Here is a 22,927-nt window from a genome sequence, read left to right as displayed (position 1 = left end):
CTGATACGGCAGCCTTTTTATGTGATGATATTAGCTCGCCGCCGACAGTCAGGTTGTCTTTTCGGCGACATTTGACTGAACTTTCCATGGTGCGTTGCAATAATGCCTAATCAACATCAAATTACCCTCAAGGAAGCGTTGCGCACGGCGATCTGGGCCCAGGGCCTGACGCCGGAGCAAATGGCGCGCGTGGAGGCCGAGACCTTTGAAACCTTTGTCCCGAAGGGCGGTTATGTTTGCCGCAAGGGAGAAATGGTGGAGCATTGGCTGGGTATTATCGAGGGCATGGTGAAGATGACCAATTTCTCGGCGGCGGGTAAAAGCGTGTCATTTACCGGTGTACCGCCTGGTGGGTGGTTCAGCGAAGGTTCGCTTTTAAAAAGAGAACATCTTAAATACGATGCGATGGCTTTGCGCGACAGCCGTATTGCGCGCATGCCGCTTTCTACTTTTCATTGGCTGTTGGAAAACAGTTTGCCATTTACGCGGTTTTTATTAATGCAGCTGAATGAGCGCCTGGGGCAGTTTATCGGCATGGTGGAAAATGACCGCTTATTAAATCCCGATACTCGCGTGGCGCGTTGTTTGGTTTCAATGTTTAATTCCCATCTTTATCCGGGATTGGAAAAGCTGGTGCAAATATCGCAGGAGGAATTAGGCCTGCTGTCGGGCGCATCGCGCCAGCGTGCCAATCAGGCGTTACAGCTGCTGGAGAAACAAGGCTTATTAAGTCTTGATTACGGCGGCATCCGCATTCTCGATCTCGAAGGCCTGCGCCGCTACGAGGCCTGAGTCCCACTCCTTGGAATGATGAAGTCCCGATCAGGGACGTTTTGCCCTCAAAATATGCTAAATTTTAGCGTGTTTGAGCCAAATTCCAGCGCGGGAATGGCGGATTTGCGCCATGCGCACGAATCGAGCGGCTGCTAAATGCCGCGTCATCGTCGCTGACCAGGAAAGTGAGGGGGAGTATCGGGAGCGCGCGTTATGCGAATAAAGCGGCGATTAAATCGTTATGCGGCGTTACGCTGTTTTGCTAACCAGCGGTCGTGCATTTGAACTTCCCAGTGCGGGATCAGGCATTGAAGTGGTCACTCTTCCACGGCCGTTTAACATGCGGCTTAACGTTGGCGGCGCGACACCCAGTTTCCGCGGCATATTGCCGATCGCTGATTTTCTGTAGTCGCAGAAAAATACTTCCGTGAGCAATTCGCCGGGGGAGTAGAGAATTATGCGCGTCCATTAATGATTATTTCTCTAATCTGGCCAAGGCCATATTCCAGCGTGATTGCAAAATTCGAAGACCGTCGTGATCCTTTGTGCTGGAGCGAGACAATCATGGTCACGACGGTTGAGCAATTAACGCATTCCAGATCAAGTTGCAAACCTGCCCCTCGGGCAATCGGAGTATCATAGCGACAAGCTATGCCGCATCGGCGGCGCACCGGAAATCGACTTATCCCATGCATACTCCAGATACTTCCCCCGTCGTCGAGCGCCTTGCGCTGTTGCGCGCGGCGATGCGCCGCCAGAATATCGACGCGCTGATCGTGCCGTCGGCCGATCCTCATTTGTCCGAATATTTGCCAATGCGCTGGCAGGGCCGCGAATGGCTGTCGGGATTTACCGGCTCGGTTGGTACTTTTATTGTCACGCCGGAATTCGCCGGCGTCTGGACCGATGCCCGTTACTGGACCCAGGCCGAGCAGCAGCTGGCCGGCACCGGCATCGCGCTGATGAAACTGACCTCCGGCGCCAGCGTTCAATATGTTGACTGGGTGGCAATAACCCTGCAATCCGGCCAGACGGCGGCGGTCGATGGCGCGGTGCTCGGCCTGTCCATCGCCCGCCTGCTGGAACAGGCGCTGAAAGCGAAAAACGTCACCCTGCGCACCGATCTGGACCTGCTGGACGAGGTCTGGACCGGCCGCCCAACGCTGCCCGAAGCGCCGGTCTACGAACACCTGCCGCCGTTCGCATCGCAGACCCGCGCCGAAAAGCTTGTCAATTTGCGCACGACGATGCGGCAGCTGGGCGCCCAGCACCACCTGATTTCGACGCTGGACGATATCGCCTACCTGTTCAACCTGCGCGGCGCCGACGTCAATTTCAACCCGATCTTCCTGTCCCACGCGCTGGTCGGGCCGGACCGCGCCACGTTGTTTGTCGCCGGCGGCAAGGTCTCGCCCGCGCTGCGCGCCACGCTGGCGGAGGACGGCGTCGACGTCGCGCCATACGAATCGGCCGCCGCCACGCTGGCCGCGCTGCCCGCCGACAGCACGCTGCTGGTTGACCCGCGCCGCATCACTTATGGCACCCGCCAGTGGGTGCCGGCCACGGTCCGCGTGATCGAGGCGATCAACCCGACCACCTTCGCCAAATCCAGAAAGAGCGAGGCCGATGCCGCCCACGTGCGCGCCGCCATGGAGCAGGACGGCGCCGCCCTGTGCGAATTCTTCACCTGGCTGGATCAAACGCTGGCCGATCCGCAGCGTCCACCGCTGACCGAGCTGGCCATCGACCGCGAGATCACGGCGGCCCGCGCGCGCCGACCCGGTTTCGTCAGCCCGAGCTTTGCCACCATCGCCGGCTTCCGCTCCAACGGCGCGATCATGCATTACCGCGCCACCGAAGCCCAGCATTCCGTCATCGAAGGCGACGGCCTGCTGCTGATCGACTCCGGCGGCCAGTATTTGGGCGGCACCACCGACATCACCCGCGTGGTCGGCGTCGGGGCCATCACGGGCGAGCACAAACGCGATTTCACGCTGGTGCTCAAGGGCGTGATCGCGCTTTCGTCGGCGCGCTTCCCGCGCGGGACCAAATCGCCGATGCTCGACGCCATCGCCCGTGCGCCGCTGTGGGCCGAAGGGTTGGACTTCGGCCACGGCACCGGCCACGGTGTCGGCTACTTCCTCAACGTGCACGAAGGCCCGCAGTCGATTTCGCAATCGGCGATGCCGGAGCCGCACACCGCCATGGAGCCAGGCATGATCACATCGATAGAACCGGGGCTGTACCGTCCCGGCCAGTGGGGCATCCGGATTGAAAACCTGGTGCTTAACCGTCCTGCGGGACAGACCGAATTCGGCGAGTTCCTCGAATTCGAAACGCTGACCCTGTGCCCGATCGACACCCGCTGCATCGAGCCCTCGCTGCTGCGCGACGACGAGAAACGTTGGCTGAACGACTATCACGCCACGGTGCGCAAGCGTTTGCGCCCACTGCTGTCCGGCGACGCGCTGGCCTGGCTCGAAACCCGCACGGAGGCGCTATGAGCGGCCGCGCAACCAGGGCCACGACGGCCGTCGACCGCCTCAAGGTCCGCAGTGGGAACGCCAAGTATTCGATGTCGCGCACCGGCAGCGGCCATTTCTTCCTGACAGAAGGCCCCGGCCAGCCACCGCTGTGCGCCCCGCTGGAGCTGGACGACTTTGTCGCCTTCGTCAACGGCATATCGCCCGCCGCGCCCAAGCGCGTCAGCAAGCTCGATGTCGCGTTTGAAAAGCAGCTCGTTAAAAAGGCGCCTTGAGCGCCATCGCTGAAAGAGACCACGCATGCCATCGATCGAGTCCCTGTTTGCCTACTGGTCTGCCCACGAAATCGCCACCAACGGCGTTATTTTGCTCAACCTGGTCGGAGCGCTGCTGCTAGGCCTGATGGTCGGCTATGAGCGCTCGTACCACGGCCGCGCGGCCGGCATGCGCACCTATGGGCTGGTATGCATGGCGTCCGCCGCGCTGACGGTGATCGGCGGCTATCCCGCCGAATGGTTCGGCGGCCATGCCGGCCACACCATCCTCGCCTCCGACCCGACCCGCATCGTGCAGGGCATCGTCACCGGCATCGGCTTCCTCGGCGCCGGTGTCATCATGCGTGAAGGCTTTAATATCAGCGGCTTGACGACGGCGGCCTCGATCTGGGCTTCGTCGGTGATCGGCGTGATGGTCGGCATCGGCTTCTATCTTGGCGCCATGGGCTTGGCGGTGCTGAGCGCGGGCGCGATGATCCTGCTGACCAGGGTCGAGGCCTGGCTGCCCTCGCGGCACGCGATAGCGATCACCATGCGCTTCAAGGCCGGCTATCTGCCGCAGGAGCCTGCGTTGCGCGCCATGGCCCTGCAACGCGGCTACGAAATCGCCGGCGGTTCGCTGATGATAGGCAGCGACGGCGGCATGCAGGAATGGCGCTTCGTCGCCATCGCGCTGAGCAAGCGTAGCGGCGCGCCGATGTCGGTGCTGTCGGCCGAACTGGCGCAATTCGACGGCATCCACAGCTTCCAACTGTCGCACGCACGTAACTGAGCATGAACATGAACGCACAAGCCAAGGCGGTATTCGATTTCTGGTTCCAGCCCTCGGAAGGCCAGGCCGCCGATGCGCCGCGCCGCGAGTGGTTCCAGAAGGACGACGATTTCGACCGCGAGATCGGCAGCCGTTTCGGCGCCCTGATCGAGCAGGCACTGGCCGGCGGCCTGCGGCACTGGGACGAGGAAGGCCCGCGTTCGGCGCTGGCGCGCATCCTGGTGCTGGACCAGTTCTGCCGCAACGTCCATCGCGGCACGCCGCTGGCCTTCGCCGGCGATCCGCTGGCATTGCAAGCCGCACAGGCCATGGTCGATGCGCGACAGGACGAAACGCTGGCACCTTTGCAGCGGGGCTTTATTTACCTGCCGTTCGAGCACGCGGAGGATATCGTGATGCAGGAGCGGGCCGTGGCCCTCTTTGAGCGCATGCTCGACGCCGACCCGGCCGCGCCAGGCGTCGCCGGCATGCTCGATTTCGCGCGGCGCCATCGCGAGGTGATCAAGCGCTTCGGCCGCTTCCCGCATCGTAACGCCATCCTGGGCCGCGCATCGACGCCGGAAGAGCAGGCATATTTGCAGCAGCCGGGGTCCGGTTTCTGATGGCTGCCCTGAACCTGATCGGCGCCGGCCATGTCGGCCGCGTGCTGGGGCGCCTGCTGGCGGCGCAGGGCGGCTTCAATGTGCAGCAGGTGTTGACGCGGTCCGCGGCGTCGGCGCAGGCGGCGGTCGACTTCATCGGCAGCGGCGCGGCAGTGGAGCGTTACGATCAACTGCGGCCGGCCGACCTGCATGTGCTGGCGGTCGGCGACGACCAGATCGCGAGCGCCTGCGCGGCGCTCGCGCAGGCGGTGCCGCTGAAGGGCAGCGTCGTATTCCATTGCAGCGGCGCGCTGGCGTCCGGCCAATTGCAGGCGGCGCGCGACGCGGGAGCGCTGGTCGCCAGCGTCCATCCGATCCGCAGCTTTGCCGATCCGGCGGTGGTGGCTGCCCAATTTTCAGGCACCTTCTGCGGCATCGAAGGCGACGCCGCCGCGCTGGCCATGCTCACACCGGCCCTGCTGGCGATAGGCGCGCAGCCCGTGCCGATCGACGCTTCGGCCAAGACCGTGTACCACGCCGCCGCCGTCTTCGCCAGCAACTACCTGGTGACGGTGCTGGACGCCGCCCTGCGCGCCTACATGGCGGCCGGCATCCCGGAACCGGTCGCGCGCCAGATGGCGCAGCCGCTGGCCGCCGAATCGATGGCCAATGTATTCCGCCTCGGCGCCGCCGCCGCGCTCAGCGGCCCGATCGCGCGCGGCGACATGGCAACTGTGGAACGTCAACAACGGGCGGTCGATCAATGGGACGCGCCGACAGGCGATCTCTACCGTGCGTTGGTGGCGCCCACCGCCGATCTGGCGCGCAGAAAGCGGCAGAAATAGCCCGCCGGGGCCATAACGCCTCTTATCTCCTTGCAAATTACTGCTTAACAACTATATTTTAAGTAGGTGTATGTCCGACCAGGCGCCGAGCGTTGCAGTTTTATTGGTACGAATTCACAAATAAGTGGCGGGACTAGTCGACAAACCTCGGAATTAGCAATAAGCTTGTTTCTTAGAATGTTTTCTTGAAGAATCTAGCACTGAGCCGGCGCACCAATAGGATAGGGGTAAGAACATGTTATTTCTGAAGAGTACGACCGTCACGAAAGCGCCAGGGATTTACGACGTGGATATCGCCGCTAAACCACCCGGCAAAACCTTTGGTGTGTTCATGGCCACCGATCCAGACAATCCGCCGGCCGAAGTGCTGGCCGCGCTGGCTGCGATGGGCTTCAAGAACACCTACAGCGGCGGCTACACCCACAAGGACCGCGGCAAGGTGCTGGACCTGCACTTCCAGAAAGACGGCACCGACTTGTTCCAGGGCTGGAAAGCCGAGGAGATGGAAGCCAACATGGCCGCCATCACCGCGCTGTTCAGCGGCATCGGCATCACCATCACGCCACGCGTGATGACTTTAGCCGAAGCCTACGCTTAAACCTGCACTTCGATGTGATACAAGGCCCACGGGCAGGAACCGAACCGCTCCGCGAGCGGTTTGGCCGCCATCTCGGGGACCTTGTCGGCATCGTAGACCGCCCATAGCGGCCCCAGTCCGCCCAGCGCCATCGGCGCGCCATCCAGATGGGTGGCGACGATGTAGCGCTGCGCGCGCGCCTGCGCAACCGTGACCACGGCGGCATACCCATCCACCGCACGCAACACCAGCTTGCCGGCGTCGCCCAGCGACGCGCCGGCCGCATGCATCACGTCCAGCAGCAGCGGGCCGCGCAGCGTGTGGACCTTGCCGTCGTATTCCAGCGTCGGCTGAATGGTAATGGCCGGCAGCGCGGCCAGCGCCGCGAAGTCGAAGGCGTGCGCCTTGTCGAAGCTGAGCTTTTGCTTGAACATCATCTGGTCCCGCACCGGATCGAAGCGGCCCCGATTGACCTTGCCGACCGCGCCGGTGACGGTCAGCAGCGCCGGGCCGGTATTGTTCGCGGCGGCGGATGCAGCTTGCGATGCTGGCAGGGCGGCGGCGGCCATGCCGGCGAGCGCGGCGCGGCCAAGGAACTGGCGTTTTTTCATAGGGAATACTCCGGGTTGGCGTAGTGCCGGTATCATACCGCGCATGGACTTATTTGCCGACGACAGCGCCTTGACGCCCATCCCGATCGAGGATGGCGAACTGTGGTTCCAGCAGCGGCTGGCGCTGGACCTGGCGCCGGCCGAGGTCATGCAGCGCCTGCTCGACGAGACCGACTGGCGCGCGGAACAGATCCAAGTCTGGGGCAAGCTGCACATGCAGCCGCGCCTGAGCGCCTGGCATGGCGACGCCCGCTACCGATATTCCGGCAAGGTGTTCCATCCGCTGCCGTTCACGCCGCTGCAACTGCACATCAAACAGGCAGTCGAGCAGGCCACCGGCCGCCGGTTCAACAGCCTGCTGTTGAACTACTACCGCGACGAGCGCGACCGCATGGGCTTTCATGCCGACAACGAGCCCGCGCTGGGCCCGAATCCCGCCATCGCCTCGGTCAGCTTTGGCGACCCGCGCACCTTCATCCTCAAACACCGGACCCTGCCGAAGACCGTCAAGCTGGCGCTGGGCGACGGCTGCCTGCTGCTGATGGCCGGCAGCCTGCAGCATCACTGGCTGCACGGCATCAACAGCGAACGCGGCCCGCGCGGACCGCGCATCAACCTCACTTTTCGCAACATCCTGCGCGAACCTTAAGCTGATCTTAAGTTTGGAAAAAGCTGTTTTAAGCCATCCATAATTTGGCTTACATCCTGTCACACTTCTTACTAAATCGGTGCGGACAGGGATTGGCATGAGTGCTATCTTGGTTCCATCGCAATTCACAGAACTGCGATCCCAAGCAAGTCCAACACTCACTGCTGAAAGATCCAAGACCATGAAAAAAATTCTGTTCGCATTAGTTGCTTCCGCTGCCGCCCTGGCCGGCACCTCCGCTTACGCCGCCGATGACGCGGGCACCGCCTACATCGGCGCCGGCGTCGTGGGCAGCCACTACAAATTCGACGTACCCAACGCCACCAGCACCTCCGACCGCAGCGGCGACAAGGCCACCGGCAAAATCTTCGGCGGCTACAACTTCGACAAGACCTGGGCGATTGAAGGCGGCTACACCGACTTCGGCAAGAAAGGTTACGACTACACGATAGGCGGCGCACCAGGCCACGTGCAGACCAAGGCCAGCTCGCTGTACGTCGCCGGCAAGGGCACGTACACCGTGAACGACCAGGTCGCCGTGTTCGGCAAGCTGGGTGTGGCGCGCAATCACAATGACGTGACCACCACCGGCATCGCCTCCGTCAGTGGCGACAACAACAAGACCGCGCTGTACGCCTCGGTCGGCGCCGAGTACGCGATCAACAAGAACGTGAAGGTCTCGCTGGAGTATGAAAACTACGGCAAGAACAACATCGATCTGGGCCGCAAAAACAGCGCCATCACCGCCGGCGTGCGCTACAACTTCTAAGTTCAGCTAGCCGCAATAAAAAAAAGGCCACCTTTCGAGGTGGCCTTTAGTTTTATACGGTCAGTGGCTTGTAGCGGATGCGTTTCGGCTTCGCGCCTTCCTCGCCCAGGCGTTTCTTCTTGTCGGCTTCGTATTCCTGATAGTTACCGTCGAAGAAGGTGACCTGCGAGTTGCCTTCGAACGCCAGGATGTGGGTGGCGATACGGTCCAGGAACCAGCGATCGTGCGAGATCACCAGCACGGAACCGGCGAACTCCAGCAGCGCATCTTCCAGCGCGCGCAGGGTTTCCACGTCCAGATCGTTCGACGGTTCATCCAGCAGCAGCACGTTGCCGCCCTTGAGCAGGGTCTTGGCCAGGTGCAGGCGGCCGCGCTCACCACCGGACAGGTTGCCGACCACTTTCTGCTGGTCCGAACCCTTGAAGTTGAAACGGCCCAGGTAGGCGCGCGACGGCATGTCGAAACGGCCGACGCTGAGCATGTCGGCGCCGCCGGACACGTCCTCGAACACGGTCTTGCTGTCGCTGAGCGTATCGCGGCTCTGGTCCACCAGCGAGATGCGGGCGGTCTGGCCGATCACCACTTCGCCGCTGTCCGGCTTGTCGAGGCCGGCGATCATCTTGAACAGGGTCGACTTACCGGCGCCGTTCGGACCGATGATGCCGACGATGGCGCCCGGCGGAATGGTGAACGACACGTTGTCGATCAGCAGGCGGTCGCCAAACGCTTTCGACACGTTCTTGAATTCGATCACTTCGTTGCCCAGGCGCTCGGCCACAGGGATGAAGATCTCCTGGGTCTCGTTGCGCTTCTGGTATTCGTACTCGCTCAGCTCGTTGAAGCGGGCCAGGCGGGCCTTGGACTTGGCCTGGCGTGCCTTCGGATTCTGGCGCGACCACTCCAGTTCCTTGGCCAGCGCCTTCTGGCGCGCCGATTCGGTGGCTTCTTCCTGCTTCAGGCGGTTGGCCTTCTGGTCCAGCCACGACGAGTAGTTGCCCTTCCATGGAATGCCATGGCCGCGGTCCAGTTCCAGGATCCACTCGGCGGCGTTGTCGAGGAAGTAGCGATCGTGGGTAATGCCGACCACGGTGCCAGGGAAGCGCAGCAGGAATTGTTCAAGCCATTCGACGGACTCGGCGTCCAGGTGGTTGGTCGGTTCGTCGAGCAGTAGCATGTCCGGCTTGGACAGCAGCAGCTTGCACAGCGCCACGCGGCGCTTCTCACCGCCGGACAGCACGCCGATCTTGGCGTCCCAGGGCGGCAGGCGCAGCGCGTCGGCCGCCATTTCCAGTTGCAGGTTCAGGTTGCCGCCGTCGGAGGTCGAGATGATCGCTTCCAGACGCGCCTGCTCGGTGGCCAGCGCGTCGAAGTCGGCGTCTTCCTCGGCGTAGGCGGCGTACACGGCCTCCAGCTTGGCTTGCGCCTCGAACACTTCGCCCAGGCCCGATTCCACTTCCTGGCGCACGGTTTTTTCGGGATCCAGCTGTGGTTCCTGCGGCAGGTAGCCGATGTTCAGGCCCGGCATCGGCACGGCTTCGCCCTGGATGTCGGTGTCGATGCCTGCCATAATTTTCAGCAAGGTCGACTTACCGGAGCCGTTCAGGCCCAGCACGCCGATCTTTGCGCCGGGGAAGAAGGACAGCGAAATATCTTTCAGAATCTGGCGCTTGGGCGGGACGATTTTGCCCACGCGGTTCATGGTATAGACGTAATTTGCCATTGAGAATCTCAGTCAGAATTTTTTAATTGCATGGAAATGCAAGGAAGGACGACAGGATACGATAAATCCCGCCGCCCGCCCACTATTTAGCGCGCCGGGAGGCCCACAGCCCCTCGGCCACGTACAGCGCCAGCGCGGCCCAGATGATGATGAAACCGATCAGCCGCGCCTGCGGGAAGGTCTCGTGGAACACCCACACGCCCAGCAGCGCCTGCATGCTGGGCGACAGGTATTGCAGCAGGCCCAGCACCGACATCGGAATCTTGCGCGCGCCGGCCGCGAACATCACCAGCGGAATCGCGGTGATCGGCCCGGCAGCCGCCAGCAGCCAGCGGGTGCTGTCGTACGGCGTGCTGAGGAAGGTGTTCTGGCCGTGCGCGGTCAGCCACAACACATAGGCCAGCGCCAGCGGGAACAGCAGCATGGTCTCCAGCGACAGGCCCTCCAGCGCGGCCAGCGCGGCGGTCTTGCGCAGCAGGCCGTAGCCGCCGAAGGTCAGGCCCAGGATCAGGGCGATCCACGGCAGCTGGCCGGCCGACCAGGTCAGCCACAGCACGCCGCTGGCCGCCACGCCGATGGCGATCCACTGGCCGCGGCGCAGTTTTTCCTTCAGCACCAGCAAGCCCAGCAGCACATTGATCAGCGGATTGATGAAATAGCCCAGGCTGGCGTCGATGACATGGCCGTTGTTGACCGACCAGATGTAGACGAACCAGTTGGCCGTCAGCAGCACCGCCGAGGCCACGAAGCTGGCCAGCACGCGCGGCTTGCGCCATACCTGCGGCAGCCACTTCCATTGCTGGCGCGCGGTCAGCACCAGGCCCAGGAACAACAGCGACCACAGCATGCGGTGCGCCAGGATTTCCATCGCCGGCACCTCGCCGATGGCGTGGAAGTACAGCGGGAACAAGCCCCAGCAAAAGAACGCGAATGTGGCGTAAACAATACCAATATTCATGGGAAGGACGGCGGGACGAAGGCAAGGTCTGCCATTATCGCCGATCTGGCGCACCGTCGCTGTGCGGCCTCGCGCTTCGGCCCGCAGCAGCGTACACTGGCGATATTGAATTTTTGGAACGTCCTTCCATGCGAAAATCTCCTTGCCTTTTGCAAATACTTATCCTATTGTGCAATGCACCAAAACAACAACAGGTGCAATCTTGACCGAGCAACATAAGAAAAGCAGCCTCGTCGCCCTGACGCTGGCCGCGGTAGGCATCGTCTACGGCGACATCGGTACCAGTCCCCTCTACACCCTCAAAACCATCTTCGATCCCGAGCACGGCCTGGCGCTGAACGAGTTCAACCTCCAGGGCATCATCTCGCTGATTTTCTGGGGCCTGACGATGATCGTCTCGCTCAAATACGTCACGCTGGTGCTGCGCGCCGACAACCGCGGCGAGGGCGGCATCATGGCGCTGATGGCGCTGGTGCTCAATTCGGTCAGCAAGGCGGCGCCGCGCTGGCACTATCCGCTGATGCTGCTGGGCGTGTTCGGCGCCACCATGTTCTACGGCGACAGCGTCATCACGCCGGCCATCTCGGTGCTGAGCGCGATGGAGGGCCTGGAAGTGGCCGCGCCGGGGCTGGAACAGTACATCGTGCCGCTGACGATCATCGTGCTGGTCACGCTGTACGCGATGCAGCGCCACGGCACGGCCGGCATCGGCCGCCTGTTCGGCCCGGTGATGATGGTGTGGTTCGCCGCGCTGGCGGTCATGGGCCTGATCAACATCATCGCCGCGCCGCAGGTCCTGTGGGCGCTCAATCCGCTGAACGCCTTCCGCTTCATGATCCAGAACCGCATGATCGCCTTCGTCGCGCTGGGCGCCGTGGTGCTGGCCTTCACCGGCGCCGAGGCGCTGTACGCGGACATGGGCCACTTCGGAAAGAAGCCGATCCGCGCCGCCTGGTTCCTGGTGGTGTTCCCCGCGCTGGCGCTGAACTACCTGGGCCAGGGCGCGCTGCTGATGGTCCATCCGGAAGCCATCTCCAATCCCTTCTTCCAGCAGCTGGGCGCGTGGAGCGTCTACCCGCTGGTGGTGTTGTCGACCATGGCGACGGTGATCGCCTCGCAGGCCACCATCTCCGGCACCTTCTCGATGACCAAGCAGGCCATCGCCCTGGGACTTCTGCCGCGCATGCGCGTGGTGCACACGTCCGAACGTGAAATCGGCCAGATCTACATCCCGGCCGTCAACTGGCTGCAGCTGGCGGTGGTGCTGCTGGCGGTGATCGGCTTCGGCTCGTCGGACAAGCTGGCCGGCGCCTACGGCATCGCGGTGACGGCGACCATGCTGTGCACCACCTTCCTGACCTTCTTCGTCACCCGCTACCGCTGGCACATGCCGCTGGCCGTGTGCCTGGCCGCCACTGGCTTCTTCATCATCATGGACATCATGCTGTTCTCGGCCAGCACGCTCAAGCTGTTCCACGGCGGCTGGTTCCCGCTGCTGCTTGGCGCCGTGCTGTTCACCGTCATGCTGACCTGGAAGCGCGGCCGCGAGCTGGTGTTCCAGAACCTGCAGAAGCACGCGATCCCGCTGGAGGACTTCCTGTCCTCGCTGTTCGTGGCGCCGCCGACGCGGGTGTATGGCACCGCCATCTTCCTGCGCGGCGAGAGCGACGGCGTGCCGCACGCGCTGCTGCACAACCTGTCGCACAACAAGGTGCTGCATGAACGCGTGGTGTTCTTCACCGTGCACGTGGTGGAAGAGCCATACGTGCCGGAGGCAGAGCAGGTCAAGGTGACGGACCTGGGCCACCAGTGCTACCAGGTGAACGTCCACTACGGCTTCAAGGACGAACCGGACATCCCGAAAGCGCTGGCGCTGTGTGACTGCCTCGGCCTGCCGTTCGAGATGATGGAGACTTCGTTCTTCATCGCCCGCCAGACGGTCATCTCGACCCCCGGCGCCGGCATGTCGACCTGGCGCGAGCACCTGTTCGTGGCGATGTCGCGCAACGCCCGCGGCGCCGCCGACTACTACCAGATCCCCACCAACCGCGTGATCGAACTTGGCACGCAAGTGGAAATTTAAGCACACTCGCGGCGCTAAATAATGTAACCGAATGTAGCGCCCGGAGCGGAAGCGGCATGGTCTGCTAAACTTCTGCTCCGAAAGTGGGACCAATACGAACACACATCTAAGGTAATCATGAAATCGATGTTTCAATATATTGCTGCCGTTGCCTGCGTAGCGGCCTTGACCGCCTGCGGCGGCGGCGCGAAAACCCCGACGGCCGTGGTGGTGCCGCAGCCGGCGTTCCAACTGACCGATACCGTGGTCGGCACCGGCACCCAGGCGGCGGCGGGCGACCTGGTGGTGATCAACTTCACCGGCTACCTGTACGACTCGACCAAGCCCAATTTCAAGGGCGACAAAGTGGAAAGCTCGGTCGATACCGGCAAGCCAGCCACGCCGTTCACGGTGGGTGTCGGCAGCGTGGTGACCGGCTGGGACCAATCCATCCTCGGCGTGGCGCCCGTCGCCGCGATGAAAGTCGGCGGCAAGCGCACCGCGATCCTGCCGGCCAGCCTGGTGTACGGCGCCGCCACGCGCGACGTGCCGAACCCCAACCCGTACGGCTACGTGGCGATCAAGGCCAACTCGCCGCTCGTCTACGATTTTGAGCTGGTCAATGTCGTCAAGGGCACCGTGCCGGTGGTCGTGCCTCCGCCGACGACGCTGCAAAAAATCGACAATGTTGTCGGCACCGGCGCCGTGGCCGCCAGCGGCAATTCGGTCACTGTGCGTTATACCGGCTGGCTATATGACGGTACCCGCACTGACCTGAAGGGTCCACAGTTCGACAGCAATGTGGCCAAGGCCAATCCGGATAAATTCGTCCTTGGCAGCGGCGACTCGATTCCAGGTTTCAGCAATGGCATCATCGGCATGGCGGTTGGCGGCAAGCGCACCATTACGATCCCGCCGGATCAGGCATACGGCGCGGCCGGCAATGGCAGCATTCCTGGCAACGCCACATTGATCTTCGAGGTTACGCTGGTCACGGTCAACTAAGACTGATCGTTTCAGATAAACGGCCGGTTCCTGTGCGACAGGGGCCGGCCGTTTTTTTTTGCGCTGCCAGCCGCTTAGTCGCGCAGCGCCTGCGCCGGTGCGATGCGCATCGCGGCCACGGTGTGGCGGATGGTGGCCATCGCCACGACCAGCAGCGCGAACGCCAGCGCCGCCGCCGGCGCCCAGCCGCCCAGCGCCGAACGCTCCGAGTAGTCGGACAGATAGCGCTCGATGGCCAGCCACGCCAGCGGCAGGCCCACCGCCGCGGCGGCGGCCGTCAGGAGGAGGAATTCGCGGCTGACCAGCACCGCGATCGCATCGCGCCCGGCGCCGTGCAGCTTGCGCAGCACGATCTCGCGCGCGCGCCGCTGCACGCTGTGCGCCGCCAGCACGTAGATGCCGAAGGCGGCCAGCGCGAACAGCACCGCCGTGGCGCAGGCCAGCAGCCTGGCCAGGCGCACATCGTCGGCGTAGGCTTGCGCGTAGTAGCTGCCGGCCGCGCGTATCACCGGTTCGCTGTCGGGGAAGTAGCGGCTCCAGGCGGTGGCGATGTCCCGCTCCAGCAACTCGCGGTTGCGCGGGTCCGATGCGGCGCGCATGCGCACCGTCAGCAGCTGGTTGTCGCGGGTGATTTGGTACAGGGTAGGGCGCACCGGATCGCGCAGCGTCTCCCAGCGCGGATCGGGCGCCACGCCGACGATGCGGAACTGCGTTCCGCCGATGCGTTGGCCCAGCGCCTGCTGCGCGGACGGCCAGCCCAGCGCAAGCACCGCCGCCTGGTTGATCACGACGTTTTGCTCGCCGTCGTCGGCGGCGCCGTCGATGCGCGGATCGAACATGCGTCCGGCCAGCGCCTTCAGGCCGTAAACGTTGAAGAAATCCGGCCCGACAAAATGTATCGACAGTGGCGTGCTGCTGCCGTCCACACGCTGGAACGTGCCGCTGCCGTGCGTGCCTGTCATGTCGTTGCGACCCGGGACGTCGCGGCTGTCGGCCACGCCCGCCACGCCGGGCAACTTCGCGATGGCGTCGCGCAGCGAGCGGGCGGCGGGGCTGTCGCGCAGGTTGTCCTTCATTTCCACCACCAGCAGCGGCGCGGGATCGAAGCCCGGCGGCGCCGCGGAGGCGAACTGCGTCTGCCACAGGATCGCCAGCGCCACGCTGCCCATGCACATGGCGACGCTGAACTGCACCGTCGTCAGCACGCGGCGCAGCCACGCGCCGCCGGCGGTTTCGCCGCTGCGGTGCGCCAGCGCGGCGCCCATGTCGACGCCGCGCGCCAGCCAGCCCGGATACACGCCAGCCGCGGCGCCGACCATGGCGCCGAACAGCAGGCACGCGCCGACCACCATCGGCGTGAACAAGCTGTCCAGGGGGCGCTCCAGCAGGTCCGAGGCCAGCGGCTGCAGCAGCCACGCCACCAGCACGCCCAGCGCGGCGGCGCCGACGGACAACAGCATCGATTCGGCCATGAACTGTGTCAGCAGCTGATGCGTGGTGGCGCCCAGCACGCGGCGCATGGCGATCTCGCGCTGGCGGCGCAAGGTGCGCACCGTGGCCAGGTTGACGTAGTTGACCACCGCGAGCAGCAGTATCAGCAGGCCGGTGGCGCCGAGCGCCAGCACCACGCGCATGTCGCCGCGCGGGCCAGTGCCCATGGTGTTGGCGACGCTGCGGTCGAAGTAGGCGTCGGCCAGCGGACCGAGGGCGATATCGACCATCTTGCGCCCGGCCAGCGCCGCCTTCATTTCCGGCGTCGCCAGGTTGTCCCACGGCGCGCGGTCGATCGTGTCCTGCAGCACCCGCTGCAAGGCTTGTGGCGTGGTGCCTGGACCGGTCTTGACGTAGATGCGGCCACCGATGCTCATCCAGCTGGACATCGCCTCCTGCCGCTCCTTCTCCGGCCACAGCGCGCTGTCCACGCCGACCAGCGCCTTGAATTGCAGCGTGCTGTTGGATGGCCGGTCCGCCAGAATGGCGCGCACCTGCAGCGCCTGGCGATTGATTTCGATGGTGCGGCCCAGCGCCTGCGTGGTGCCGAACAGGCGCAGCGCGGTTTGCCGGGGCACGGCCAGGCCGTCGGGCCGGGTCAGCGCGGCGTGCAGGTCGCCTTCCAGCGCGGACAGGCCGCTGATGGACTGGAAGGCCGGATCGACCGCCGTCACGTCCAGTTCCTGCGCGCGTCCCTGCAGCTGCAGCGTGGCCTGGCGCGGCCACCAGGCGCTGACCTCCAGCGGCAGGCCGCTGCGCAGCGCCACCTCGCGCAGCGCGAACGGCGTGTACTCCATCCACTGCGGTTGCGGGATGAAGTTCAGCCGGTGCTTGATGACGAACACCCGCTCACGCTGCGGCACGTCGCTGTCGTAGCTGAAGGAGTAGGCCACAAAGCCCAGCAGCAGGAAGCAGACGGCGAAGCCGGTCGCCAGCCCGAGTATCTCCACTGCCGATTGGAGTGGATGGCGCAGCAGCAGGCGCCAGCCGATGCGGAAGTCGCTTGGTTTCATCTTGTTCTCCGGTCAGTCGCGCAGTGCCAGCGCTGGGGACATGCGCAGGGCGGTCGCGGTGTGTCGGGTGGTGGCCAGCAGCGCCACCAGCAGCGCCATCGCCAGCGCGGCGGCCAGCGTCCAGGCGCCGATGGGCGCGTGCTCCGTGTACTCGGCCAGGTAGCGCTGGATCGCCACCGCCGCCAGCGGCAGGCCGATCAACGCACCGGCGCCCACCAGCGCCGAGAACTCGCGCCCCATCATCAGCGCGATGTCGACGCGGCCGGCGCCGTGCAGCTTGCGCATCACGATTTCGCGCCGGCTGCGCTGCACGCTGTAGGCGGACAGCACGTAGATGCCGAAAGCCGCCAGCGCAATCGCTATCAGGCTGGTGAAGGCCAGTATCCGTATCAGGCGCCTTTCAGTGCCGTAGCGTTCTTCAAGCACCGCCTGCTGCGTTTTCATTTCCATGATGGCGTTGGGGAAGTGGCGGCGCCATACCGGTTCGATCGCGGCGTACGCGGTCTCCAGGCTGTCGCCGGTGCGTACCATCACCACGCCGCCGGGACGAACGAAATACACGACCGCCTTCGACGGCTGGTGCAGTCCCTGGAAGCGCACGTCCGGCGCCACGCCGACGATTTCCATCCCGCCCGGCACCACCTGGCCGACCGCATCCTGCGGCGACGCATAACCCAGCGCCAGCGCGGCGGCGGTGTTGACCACCACGCGCGGCACCTTGCTGTACTCGACATCCTGCGCCGCGTTGTACACGCGTCCTTGCACGGCTTTCAGGCGGACCAGCTCAAACCAGTTGGCGCTGACGTTTTTGCCCTCCAGCGGGATCTCGCGGCCGTCCCGCGTTGTCACCGTGTTGGACAGCTTCATGCCGTCGCGGCCCACCGCTTCCGAAATGGAGGCCACGCCTTCAACGCGCGGCAGCCGGGCAACCTGCTCCATGAAGGAGACAGCGGCTTGCTTGTCCTCCCCGTAGGACGGCAGGTTCAGCACCAGCAGGCGGGCCGGATCGAAGCCGGGCGAAGCGTGGCTGGCAAAGTACGTCTGCCAGCCGACCGCCAGCGCCGTCGCGGACAGCGCCATCGCACTGGAAAACTGCAGCACCGTCAGCACGCGCCGCACCCACAGGCCGGCGGCGGTTTCGCTGTTGCCGCGTCCCGCGAGCGCAGGCCCCGGCAGCGCATGCTGCGCCAGCCAGGCGGGATAAGCGCCGGCGCACATGCCGATGAACAGCCCGAACGCCAGCGCGACCAGGCAGCGCAAGGGCGTGAACATGCCGGCCAGTGGACGGTTCATCAGATCGGAGAACGTTGGCAGCAGCAGCCACGCCAGCACCAGGCCGGCGGCGGCGGCCAGCACGGAGGTGAGCGCGGCCTCGCTGAGGAACTGGCGCACCAGCCGTGCCGCGCTGGCGCCCAGCAGCTTGCGTATGCCGATCTCGCGCTGGCGGCGCAAGGTGCGCACCGTCGCCAGGTTGACGTAGTTGATCGCCGCCAGCAGCAGGATCAGGAAGCCCCCGGCCGCCATGCCGAATACGCTGCCGCGCCGGCCATACTGCTCGCCCGCGCGGCTGTTGGCCAGGCCCTCGTCGAAGTAGGCATCACGCAGCGGCAGCAGGCTGATATCGGCCACATTGCGGCCGTTCAGGCCTTTGCCCAATGAGCCGCTTTTCACCCGCTGGTTGATCGGCGACTTCTCGCTGGCTTCCTGCAGCAGCGCCGTCAACGCCTGCATCGACGCGCCGGGCTTGAGCTTGATGTAGACCGTGCCGCGCCCCCATTTGCTGATCGCGGTCTCGCGCTCCGGCCATGCGCTGCTGGCGGTGCCGACCAATGCCTCGTACTGCTGGCTGCTGTTGGCCGGGGGATCGGGCATCAGCGCCCGCACCTGCAGTACCGTGCCGTCGATCGTGACGGTCTGCCCGATCGCCGGGTTGGCGCCGAACAGCTTTTGCGCGCCGGTTCGCGTCAACGCCAGGCCGTCCGGTTGCGTCAACGCCGCGTTCAAGTCGCCCTGCAAGGCGGCGATGCCGAACATGGTGCGAAAAGCGGGATCGACCACTTGCAGGTCCAGCGTACGCAGCGCGTTGCCGGCGCGTAGTGGCGATTCCAGCACGCTGGTGACGCTGGCCTCGGACACCAGGCCGCTGGCGATGGCGACGTCGCGCAAGGGCAGAAAGGCGCGGGTCTGCCATTCCGGACGCGGGAAGACGTTGATGCGCTGCTTGACCACGACCACGCGGTCGTTGTCGGGTATCGCGCCGTTGAAGTTGAGGCAGAATTCGACAAAGCCGAACAGCAGGAAGCAGGCGGCAAAGCCGATGGAGAGGCCGCCGATCACCACGGCGGAGTAGGCCGGCTGCTGCAACAGCAGCCGCCAGCCTATGCGAAAATCGCGCAGGTTCATTAATGTGATCCTGACGCTTATGCGGCTTGCAGTACGTCGACCATGATGCGGCCGTCCAGCAGGTTCAATGTGCGCGAAGCCTGCGCGGCATGATCCGGCGAGTGCGTGACCATGACCACCGTCGTGCCTTCGGCGTTAATCTCGCGCAGCAGGCGCATGACTTCATCGCCGTGCGCCGTGTCCAGGTTACCGGTCGGTTCATCGGCCAGCAGGACGGCGGGGCCGGCCACCAGCGCGCGCGCAATCGCCACGCGCTGCTGCTGGCCGCCCGACAGCTGCGATGGCCGGTGCGAGGCGCGATGGCCGACACCCAGCTTGGCGAGCATCGCCGTCACGCGCTCGCGCCGTTCGCGCGCCGGCGTGCCGTTGTATTCCAGCGCCAGTTCGACGTTCTCGAACACCGTCAATTCCTCGATCAGGTTGAAGCTCTGGAAGATGAAGCCGATGCGGCCGCGCCGCAGCTGGTTCAGTTTCGATTCGCTCCAGCCGGCGACGTTCTGGCCTTCGAACCAGTACTCGCCGTGGTTCGGCACGTCCAGCAGTCCCAGTATGCCCAGCATGGTCGACTTGCCGCAGCCGGAGGGCCCGGTGATGGCGACGTATTCGCCCGCTTCGATTTCCAGGTCGATGCGGTCCAGCGCGGTGGTCTGGATTTCTCCTGCCTGATGAATTTTGCTGACGCCGACAAGTTTGATCATGGGGTTTGCCTCTGTTGGTAGTTATGGGAATTTACTGCGTTATTTGAAGCCGTGGTGAATTTCCGTAGGCCGCGTAGCTGGACAGGATCACCTTGTCGCCGGCAGCCAGGCCTTCGAGTACTTCCAGCTGGCTGTTGTTACGGCGTCCGACACGCACCGCGCGGCGCTGCGCCGTGTGTCCGCCCGCGTCCAGCACGTAGACCCAGGCGCCGCCGCTGTCGGTGATGAAGGCGCCGTTCGGCAGCAGCAGCGCCTTGGCCGGCTCGCCCAGCGTGATGCGCGCGTCCAGGCTCTGGCCGGGATTGAGCACCGGCGGCTGGCCGCCGGTGAACACCAGTTCCACCATGAAGCGGCCTTCCTTGATCTGCGGGTAGATGGTGCGGATGTCGACCGCGAAGCTGCGCTCATCCTGCTTGACGCTGCCGTGCCGGCCCACCGCCATGCGGTTCAGGTAGTACTCGTCCACGCTGGCGGAGAGCTTGAAGCGCGCCGGATCGTCGATGCGGCCGATGTTCTTGCCGGTGCTGATCGATTCGCCCACCTGCAGGCGGAAGTTGGTCAGCCGGCCTTCGACCGGCGCCCGCACTGCCAGCGCGTCGACGGTGGCGGAGACCAGTTTCAGGCCGGAGTTCAGCCCTTCGATGGCCGTTTCCAGCTGCGTTGCGGCGCTGCGGCGCACGCTTTCCTCGGTGCTGGAGGCGCGTTCCTCCTGCGCCAGCAGGCGGCGTTGCTGCTGCAGCTTGTCCGCTGATTCCTCCAGCGCGACGGCGGAGATGTAGCCCTGCGCCGCCAGCCGCACATTGCGCTCGTGCTGCTTGCGGACCTGCTCCAGCGCGAACTGGAGATCCTCGCGCCGGCGTTGATGGTCGCTGGCGCTGGCCTCCTGCGCCACGCGCAGGTTGGACAGGTTGAAGATGCTGACCGCGTGTTCCGACTGGCGCGCCAGCAGTTCCAGGTTGCGCTGCGGGTTGGAGATGCGGAACAGCAGCTGGCCTTTTTTCACCAGCGTGCCGTCGATGGCGAAGACTTCCTCCACGCGGCCCGATTCGACCGAGTCGAGTATCACGGAATTGAGCGGCTCCGCATTGGCGCGCACCACGATTTCGTCGACGAAGATGCCGCGTTCCGCCTGGCCGATACGCAGGTCGGCGCCATCCACCTGCAGGCCGCGCGGCATCCAGGCCCACAGGCCGTAGCCGGCCGCCGCGACGGCCAGCGTGGCCGCCAGGCCGATGGCGATGGCCTTGCCGCGTTTGCGCGGCACGACGACATCCATCGCCGCGCCGCTGGATGGCAGGTGGGTTGGAGTGGGACCGATATTTTTTTTGATGTGCATGCCGGCCATACAGCAAGCGCTGTGCCAAGCCGCAAAACCCTGTGTTGACGGCCTGCCTGGCCGGCGCCGGGCGTTCGGTGTCCGCTTATGAACAGCGGCAGGTGTTCGGAACTGAACACTCGCCGCGTGTGTGCGCTGCGCGTGGCCGCAGGCCATGTCCACAGCCGGTGAGCGGCTGCTAGAATGCCTGCATGTCCGCTTACGTTTTGATACTCGATGATGACGCCGATGTCGCCACTGCGGCGCAGTTGCTGCTGCGGCGGCGCTATGGCAAGGTCGCCACGCTGTGCGATCCGGCGGGCCTGCCCGCCTTGCTGGCGCAGGGCGTGCCGGACGTGGTGCTGCTGGACCTGAACTTCACACCCGGCTCCATCGACGGCGCCGAAGGGCTGGCGCTGCTGGACCTGCTGCGCTCCCAGGCGCAGCCGCCGGCGGTGATCGCGATGACCGCCTACGCCGACGTGCCGCTGGCGGTGGAAGCGTTGAAGCGCGGCGCCGGCGATTTCATCACCAAGCCGTGGGACAACGCGCGGCTGGTGGCCGCCATCGACCAGGCACTGGCCCGCCGCGCCGCCATGCGTGGCCCGGCCACGGCGGCGCCCGACCTGATGGGCGAATCCACGGCGATGCGCGAACTGAAGGCCTTGATCGCCAGCGTGGCGCCGACCGAGGCCAACGTGATGGTGCTGGGCGAGAACGGCGTCGGCAAGGAGCTGGTGGCGCGCGCCATCCATGCGTTGTCGCGCCGCGCGGCTGGCACACTGCTGGCGGTGGACATGGGGGCGCTGCCGGAATCGACGTTCGAGAGCGAGTTGTTCGGCCATCGCAAAGGATCGTTCACGGATGCGAAGGCCGACAGGGCGGGGCGCTTCCAGGCCGCGCGCGGCGGTTCGCTGTTTCTGGACGAGATCGGCAACATGCCGCTGGCGGCGCAGGCCAAGCTGCTGACCGCGCTGGAGCGGCGCGAGGTGACGCCGATCGGCGCCGACAAGCCGGAAGCCATCGACGTGCGCATCGTCAGCGCGACCAACCTCGATGAGGCGCGGCTTTTCGATCCCGCCGTGTTCCGGCCGGACTTGCTGTTCCGGCTGAACACCATCGTGATCCGCGTGCCGCCGCTGCGCGAACGGCGCGAGGATATTCCGCTGCTGCTGACGCATTACCTGAACCTTTACGCCCTGCAGTACGAACGGCCCGCGCGCAACGTGAGCGCGGCCGCGATGGACGGCTTGCTGCGCCACGACTGGCCGGGCAATGTGCGCGCGCTGCGCCATGCCTGCGAGCGTGCCGTGATCCTGGGCCAGGGCGCCGAATTTGCCCTGAGCGATTTCGGGCTCGGCGCCGGCATGGCGGCGATGGACGGCGGCGCGGATTTCATCGTCTCGCCGGGCGTTGTTGCCGCTCCCGCGCGCGGCTCCGGCAGTGGCGAGATGACGCTCGATGCGCTGGAGCGCGAAGCCATCGCCTCGGCGCTGGCCCAGTTCAACGGCAACATCAGCCACGCCGCCAAGTCGCTGGGCGTCAGCCGCGCCGCGCTGTACCGCAAGCTGGGCAAGCATGGCATCTGAACGCGCCCTCAAGCTGGGCGCCGTGGCCAGCGTCGCCGCCTTGATGGCGCTGGCCGCCGTTGCCGACATCATGTCCGCCACGCCCGAGCCGCGCCGCGTCGTGCTGTGCGGCCTGGCCGCGCTGGTGCCGGCCATCGCGCTGTGGCAATGCCTGCGCCGCCTGGCTCCCCGCCCCCCGCGCATGGAAGCGCAGGACAGCACCATGCTGCACGGCGCCGCATCCGCGGGCCGCGAACTGGCCGACACCCTCCACGCGCTGGAAGCCCGCCTCGAACACGCGCCCATCGCCCTGTTCAGCATCCAGAACGCGGCCGGCGCCGGCGCGGTGGCACCGCTC

Annotated in this window: 19 protein-coding genes and 1 pseudogene; 13 read left to right on the top strand and 7 right to left on the bottom strand. The window is 65.0% G+C overall.

Annotated elements, in window-relative coordinates; all coding sequences use genetic code 11:
* The first annotated feature begins 102 nt into the window (after window positions 1–102).
* From GTP90_RS19365 to GTP90_RS19335, 7 genes are all read left to right on the top strand, one after another.
* Window positions 103–792: a Crp/Fnr family transcriptional regulator gene (locus GTP90_RS19365; RefSeq protein ID WP_161085104.1), complete on the top strand. Its 690-nt coding sequence runs from the start codon at window positions 103–105 to the stop codon at window positions 790–792.
* Window positions 793–1,463: 671 nt separating this feature from the next.
* Window positions 1,464–3,278, top strand: coding sequence for an aminopeptidase P family protein (locus GTP90_RS19360; protein WP_161085103.1), 1,815 nt, complete (start codon window positions 1,464–1,466; stop codon window positions 3,276–3,278).
* Entirely contained in the window at window positions 3,275–3,532 is a 258-nt protein-coding gene (locus tag GTP90_RS19355) for a hypothetical protein (protein ID WP_117012434.1), read from the top strand. Before GTP90_RS19360 ends, GTP90_RS19355 begins: the two co-directional genes overlap by 4 nt.
* A 25-nt stretch (window positions 3,533–3,557) precedes the next feature.
* On the top strand, window positions 3,558–4,304 hold the full coding sequence (locus GTP90_RS19350) for an MgtC/SapB family protein (protein ID WP_161085102.1): 747 nt from the start codon (window positions 3,558–3,560) through the stop codon (window positions 4,302–4,304).
* Between the two features lie 2 nt (window positions 4,305–4,306).
* Window positions 4,307–4,906, top strand: a complete 600-nt coding sequence (locus GTP90_RS19345; protein ID WP_161085101.1) for a DUF924 family protein — start codon at window positions 4,307–4,309, stop codon at window positions 4,904–4,906.
* Entirely contained in the window at window positions 4,906–5,730 is an 825-nt protein-coding gene (locus GTP90_RS19340) for a Rossmann-like and DUF2520 domain-containing protein (protein WP_161085100.1), read from the top strand. The genes GTP90_RS19345 and GTP90_RS19340 overlap by 1 nt, the downstream gene beginning before the upstream one ends.
* Window positions 5,731–6,061: 331 nt before the next feature.
* Window positions 6,062–6,328, top strand: a complete 267-nt coding sequence (locus tag GTP90_RS19335) for a hypothetical protein (protein ID WP_254451944.1) — start codon at window positions 6,062–6,064, stop codon at window positions 6,326–6,328.
* On the opposite strand, the gene GTP90_RS19330 is transcribed toward GTP90_RS19335, so the two are convergent.
* Window positions 6,325–6,918 carry a putative pterin-binding protein gene (locus GTP90_RS19330; RefSeq protein ID WP_161085099.1) on the bottom strand — a complete coding sequence of 198 codons (594 nt, stop codon included), beginning with the start codon at window positions 6,916–6,918 and terminating at the stop codon, window positions 6,325–6,327. The two genes, GTP90_RS19335 and GTP90_RS19330, sit on opposite strands and share 4 nt — an antisense overlap.
* Window positions 6,919–6,961: 43 nt before the next feature.
* Between GTP90_RS19330 and GTP90_RS19325 the strand changes: the two genes are divergently transcribed.
* Window positions 6,962–7,567, top strand: coding sequence for an alpha-ketoglutarate-dependent dioxygenase AlkB family protein (locus tag GTP90_RS19325; protein ID WP_161085098.1), 606 nt, complete (start codon window positions 6,962–6,964; stop codon window positions 7,565–7,567).
* 181 nt (window positions 7,568–7,748) lie between these two features.
* Window positions 7,749–8,336, top strand: a complete 588-nt coding sequence (locus GTP90_RS19320) for an outer membrane beta-barrel protein (protein WP_161085097.1) — start codon at window positions 7,749–7,751, stop codon at window positions 8,334–8,336.
* 52 nt (window positions 8,337–8,388) lie between these two features.
* On the opposite strand, the gene ettA is transcribed toward GTP90_RS19320, so the two are convergent.
* Both ettA and rarD read right to left on the bottom strand, forming a co-directional pair.
* The gene (gene ettA, locus GTP90_RS19315) at window positions 8,389–10,056 is read right to left on the bottom strand and encodes an energy-dependent translational throttle protein EttA (RefSeq protein WP_117012441.1); all 1,668 of its coding nucleotides are present in this window, start codon (window positions 10,054–10,056) and stop codon (window positions 8,389–8,391) included.
* A gap of 82 nt (window positions 10,057–10,138) precedes the next feature.
* The gene (gene rarD / locus GTP90_RS19310) at window positions 10,139–11,014 is read right to left on the bottom strand and encodes an EamA family transporter RarD (RefSeq protein ID WP_161085096.1); all 876 of its coding nucleotides are present in this window, start codon (window positions 11,012–11,014) and stop codon (window positions 10,139–10,141) included.
* A 202-nt stretch (window positions 11,015–11,216) separates the two neighbouring features.
* Between rarD and GTP90_RS19305 the strand changes: the two genes are divergently transcribed.
* Window positions 11,217–13,097 carry a potassium transporter Kup gene (locus GTP90_RS19305; RefSeq protein ID WP_161085095.1) on the top strand — a complete coding sequence of 627 codons (1,881 nt, stop codon included), beginning with the start codon at window positions 11,217–11,219 and terminating at the stop codon, window positions 13,095–13,097.
* A 117-nt stretch (window positions 13,098–13,214) separates the two neighbouring features.
* Window positions 13,215–14,081 (top strand): FKBP-type peptidyl-prolyl cis-trans isomerase, encoded by an 867-nt coding sequence (locus tag GTP90_RS19300; RefSeq protein WP_161085094.1) that lies wholly within the window; start codon window positions 13,215–13,217, stop codon window positions 14,079–14,081.
* Window positions 14,082–14,155: 74 nt separating this feature from the next.
* On the opposite strand, the gene GTP90_RS19295 is transcribed toward GTP90_RS19300, so the two are convergent.
* Genes GTP90_RS19295 through GTP90_RS19280 form a run of 4 tightly spaced genes read right to left on the bottom strand, consistent with a single transcriptional unit; the run spans window position 14,156 to window position 21,022 of the window.
* Window positions 14,156–16,585 carry an ABC transporter permease gene (locus GTP90_RS19295; protein ID WP_161085093.1) on the bottom strand — a complete coding sequence of 810 codons (2,430 nt, stop codon included), beginning with the start codon at window positions 16,583–16,585 and terminating at the stop codon, window positions 14,156–14,158.
* 12 nt (window positions 16,586–16,597) lie between these two features.
* Complete coding sequence (locus GTP90_RS19290) at window positions 16,598–18,988, bottom strand: ABC transporter permease (protein ID WP_161085092.1); 2,391 nt, start codon at window positions 18,986–18,988, stop codon at window positions 16,598–16,600.
* Between the two features lie 17 nt (window positions 18,989–19,005).
* Window positions 19,006–19,686: an ABC transporter ATP-binding protein gene (locus GTP90_RS19285; protein ID WP_161085091.1), complete on the bottom strand. Its 681-nt coding sequence runs from the start codon at window positions 19,684–19,686 to the stop codon at window positions 19,006–19,008.
* A 31-nt stretch (window positions 19,687–19,717) separates the two neighbouring features.
* Entirely contained in the window at window positions 19,718–21,022 is a 1,305-nt protein-coding gene (locus GTP90_RS19280; RefSeq protein ID WP_254451943.1) for an efflux RND transporter periplasmic adaptor subunit, read from the bottom strand.
* A 191-nt stretch (window positions 21,023–21,213) separates the two neighbouring features.
* Between GTP90_RS19280 and GTP90_RS19275 the strand changes: the two genes are divergently transcribed.
* On the top strand, window positions 21,214–22,590 hold the full coding sequence (locus GTP90_RS19275) for a sigma-54-dependent transcriptional regulator (RefSeq protein WP_161085090.1): 1,377 nt from the start codon (window positions 21,214–21,216) through the stop codon (window positions 22,588–22,590).
* Window positions 22,580–22,927: pseudogene (locus GTP90_RS19270) on the top strand (ATP-binding protein); the annotation flags it as partial. The gene GTP90_RS19275 and the pseudogene GTP90_RS19270, both read left to right, overlap by 11 nt.

Source organism: Duganella vulcania (assembly GCF_009857655.1).
Taxonomy (GTDB): Bacteria; Pseudomonadota; Gammaproteobacteria; order Burkholderiales; family Burkholderiaceae_D; genus Rugamonas; species Rugamonas vulcania.
This window is presented reverse-complemented; position numbering and strand designations above follow the sequence as displayed.

Coding starts and splice junctions, on each gene's coding strand:
- GTP90_RS19365 (WP_161085104.1), top strand. CDS start 103: ATGCCTAATCAACATCAAATTACCCTCAAGGAAGCGTTGCGCACGGCG.
- GTP90_RS19360 (WP_161085103.1), top strand. CDS start 1,464: ATGCATACTCCAGATACTTCCCCCGTCGTCGAGCGCCTTGCGCTGTTG.
- GTP90_RS19355 (WP_117012434.1), top strand. CDS start 3,275: ATGAGCGGCCGCGCAACCAGGGCCACGACGGCCGTCGACCGCCTCAAG.
- GTP90_RS19350 (WP_161085102.1), top strand. CDS start 3,558: ATGCCATCGATCGAGTCCCTGTTTGCCTACTGGTCTGCCCACGAAATC.
- GTP90_RS19345 (WP_161085101.1), top strand. CDS start 4,307: ATGAACATGAACGCACAAGCCAAGGCGGTATTCGATTTCTGGTTCCAG.
- GTP90_RS19340 (WP_161085100.1), top strand. CDS start 4,906: ATGGCTGCCCTGAACCTGATCGGCGCCGGCCATGTCGGCCGCGTGCTG.
- GTP90_RS19335 (WP_254451944.1), top strand. CDS start 6,062: ATGGCCACCGATCCAGACAATCCGCCGGCCGAAGTGCTGGCCGCGCTG.
- GTP90_RS19330 (WP_161085099.1), bottom strand. CDS start 6,918: ATGAAAAAACGCCAGTTCCTTGGCCGCGCCGCGCTCGCCGGCATGGCC.
- GTP90_RS19325 (WP_161085098.1), top strand. CDS start 6,962: ATGGACTTATTTGCCGACGACAGCGCCTTGACGCCCATCCCGATCGAG.
- GTP90_RS19320 (WP_161085097.1), top strand. CDS start 7,749: ATGAAAAAAATTCTGTTCGCATTAGTTGCTTCCGCTGCCGCCCTGGCC.
- ettA (WP_117012441.1), bottom strand. CDS start 10,056: ATGGCAAATTACGTCTATACCATGAACCGCGTGGGCAAAATCGTCCCG.
- rarD (WP_161085096.1), bottom strand. CDS start 11,014: ATGAATATTGGTATTGTTTACGCCACATTCGCGTTCTTTTGCTGGGGC.
- GTP90_RS19300 (WP_161085094.1), top strand. CDS start 13,215: ATGAAATCGATGTTTCAATATATTGCTGCCGTTGCCTGCGTAGCGGCC.
- GTP90_RS19295 (WP_161085093.1), bottom strand. CDS start 16,585: ATGAAACCAAGCGACTTCCGCATCGGCTGGCGCCTGCTGCTGCGCCAT.
- GTP90_RS19290 (WP_161085092.1), bottom strand. CDS start 18,988: ATGAACCTGCGCGATTTTCGCATAGGCTGGCGGCTGCTGTTGCAGCAG.
- GTP90_RS19285 (WP_161085091.1), bottom strand. CDS start 19,686: ATGATCAAACTTGTCGGCGTCAGCAAAATTCATCAGGCAGGAGAAATC.
- GTP90_RS19280 (WP_254451943.1), bottom strand. CDS start 21,022: ATGCACATCAAAAAAAATATCGGTCCCACTCCAACCCACCTGCCATCC.
- GTP90_RS19275 (WP_161085090.1), top strand. CDS start 21,214: ATGTCCGCTTACGTTTTGATACTCGATGATGACGCCGATGTCGCCACT.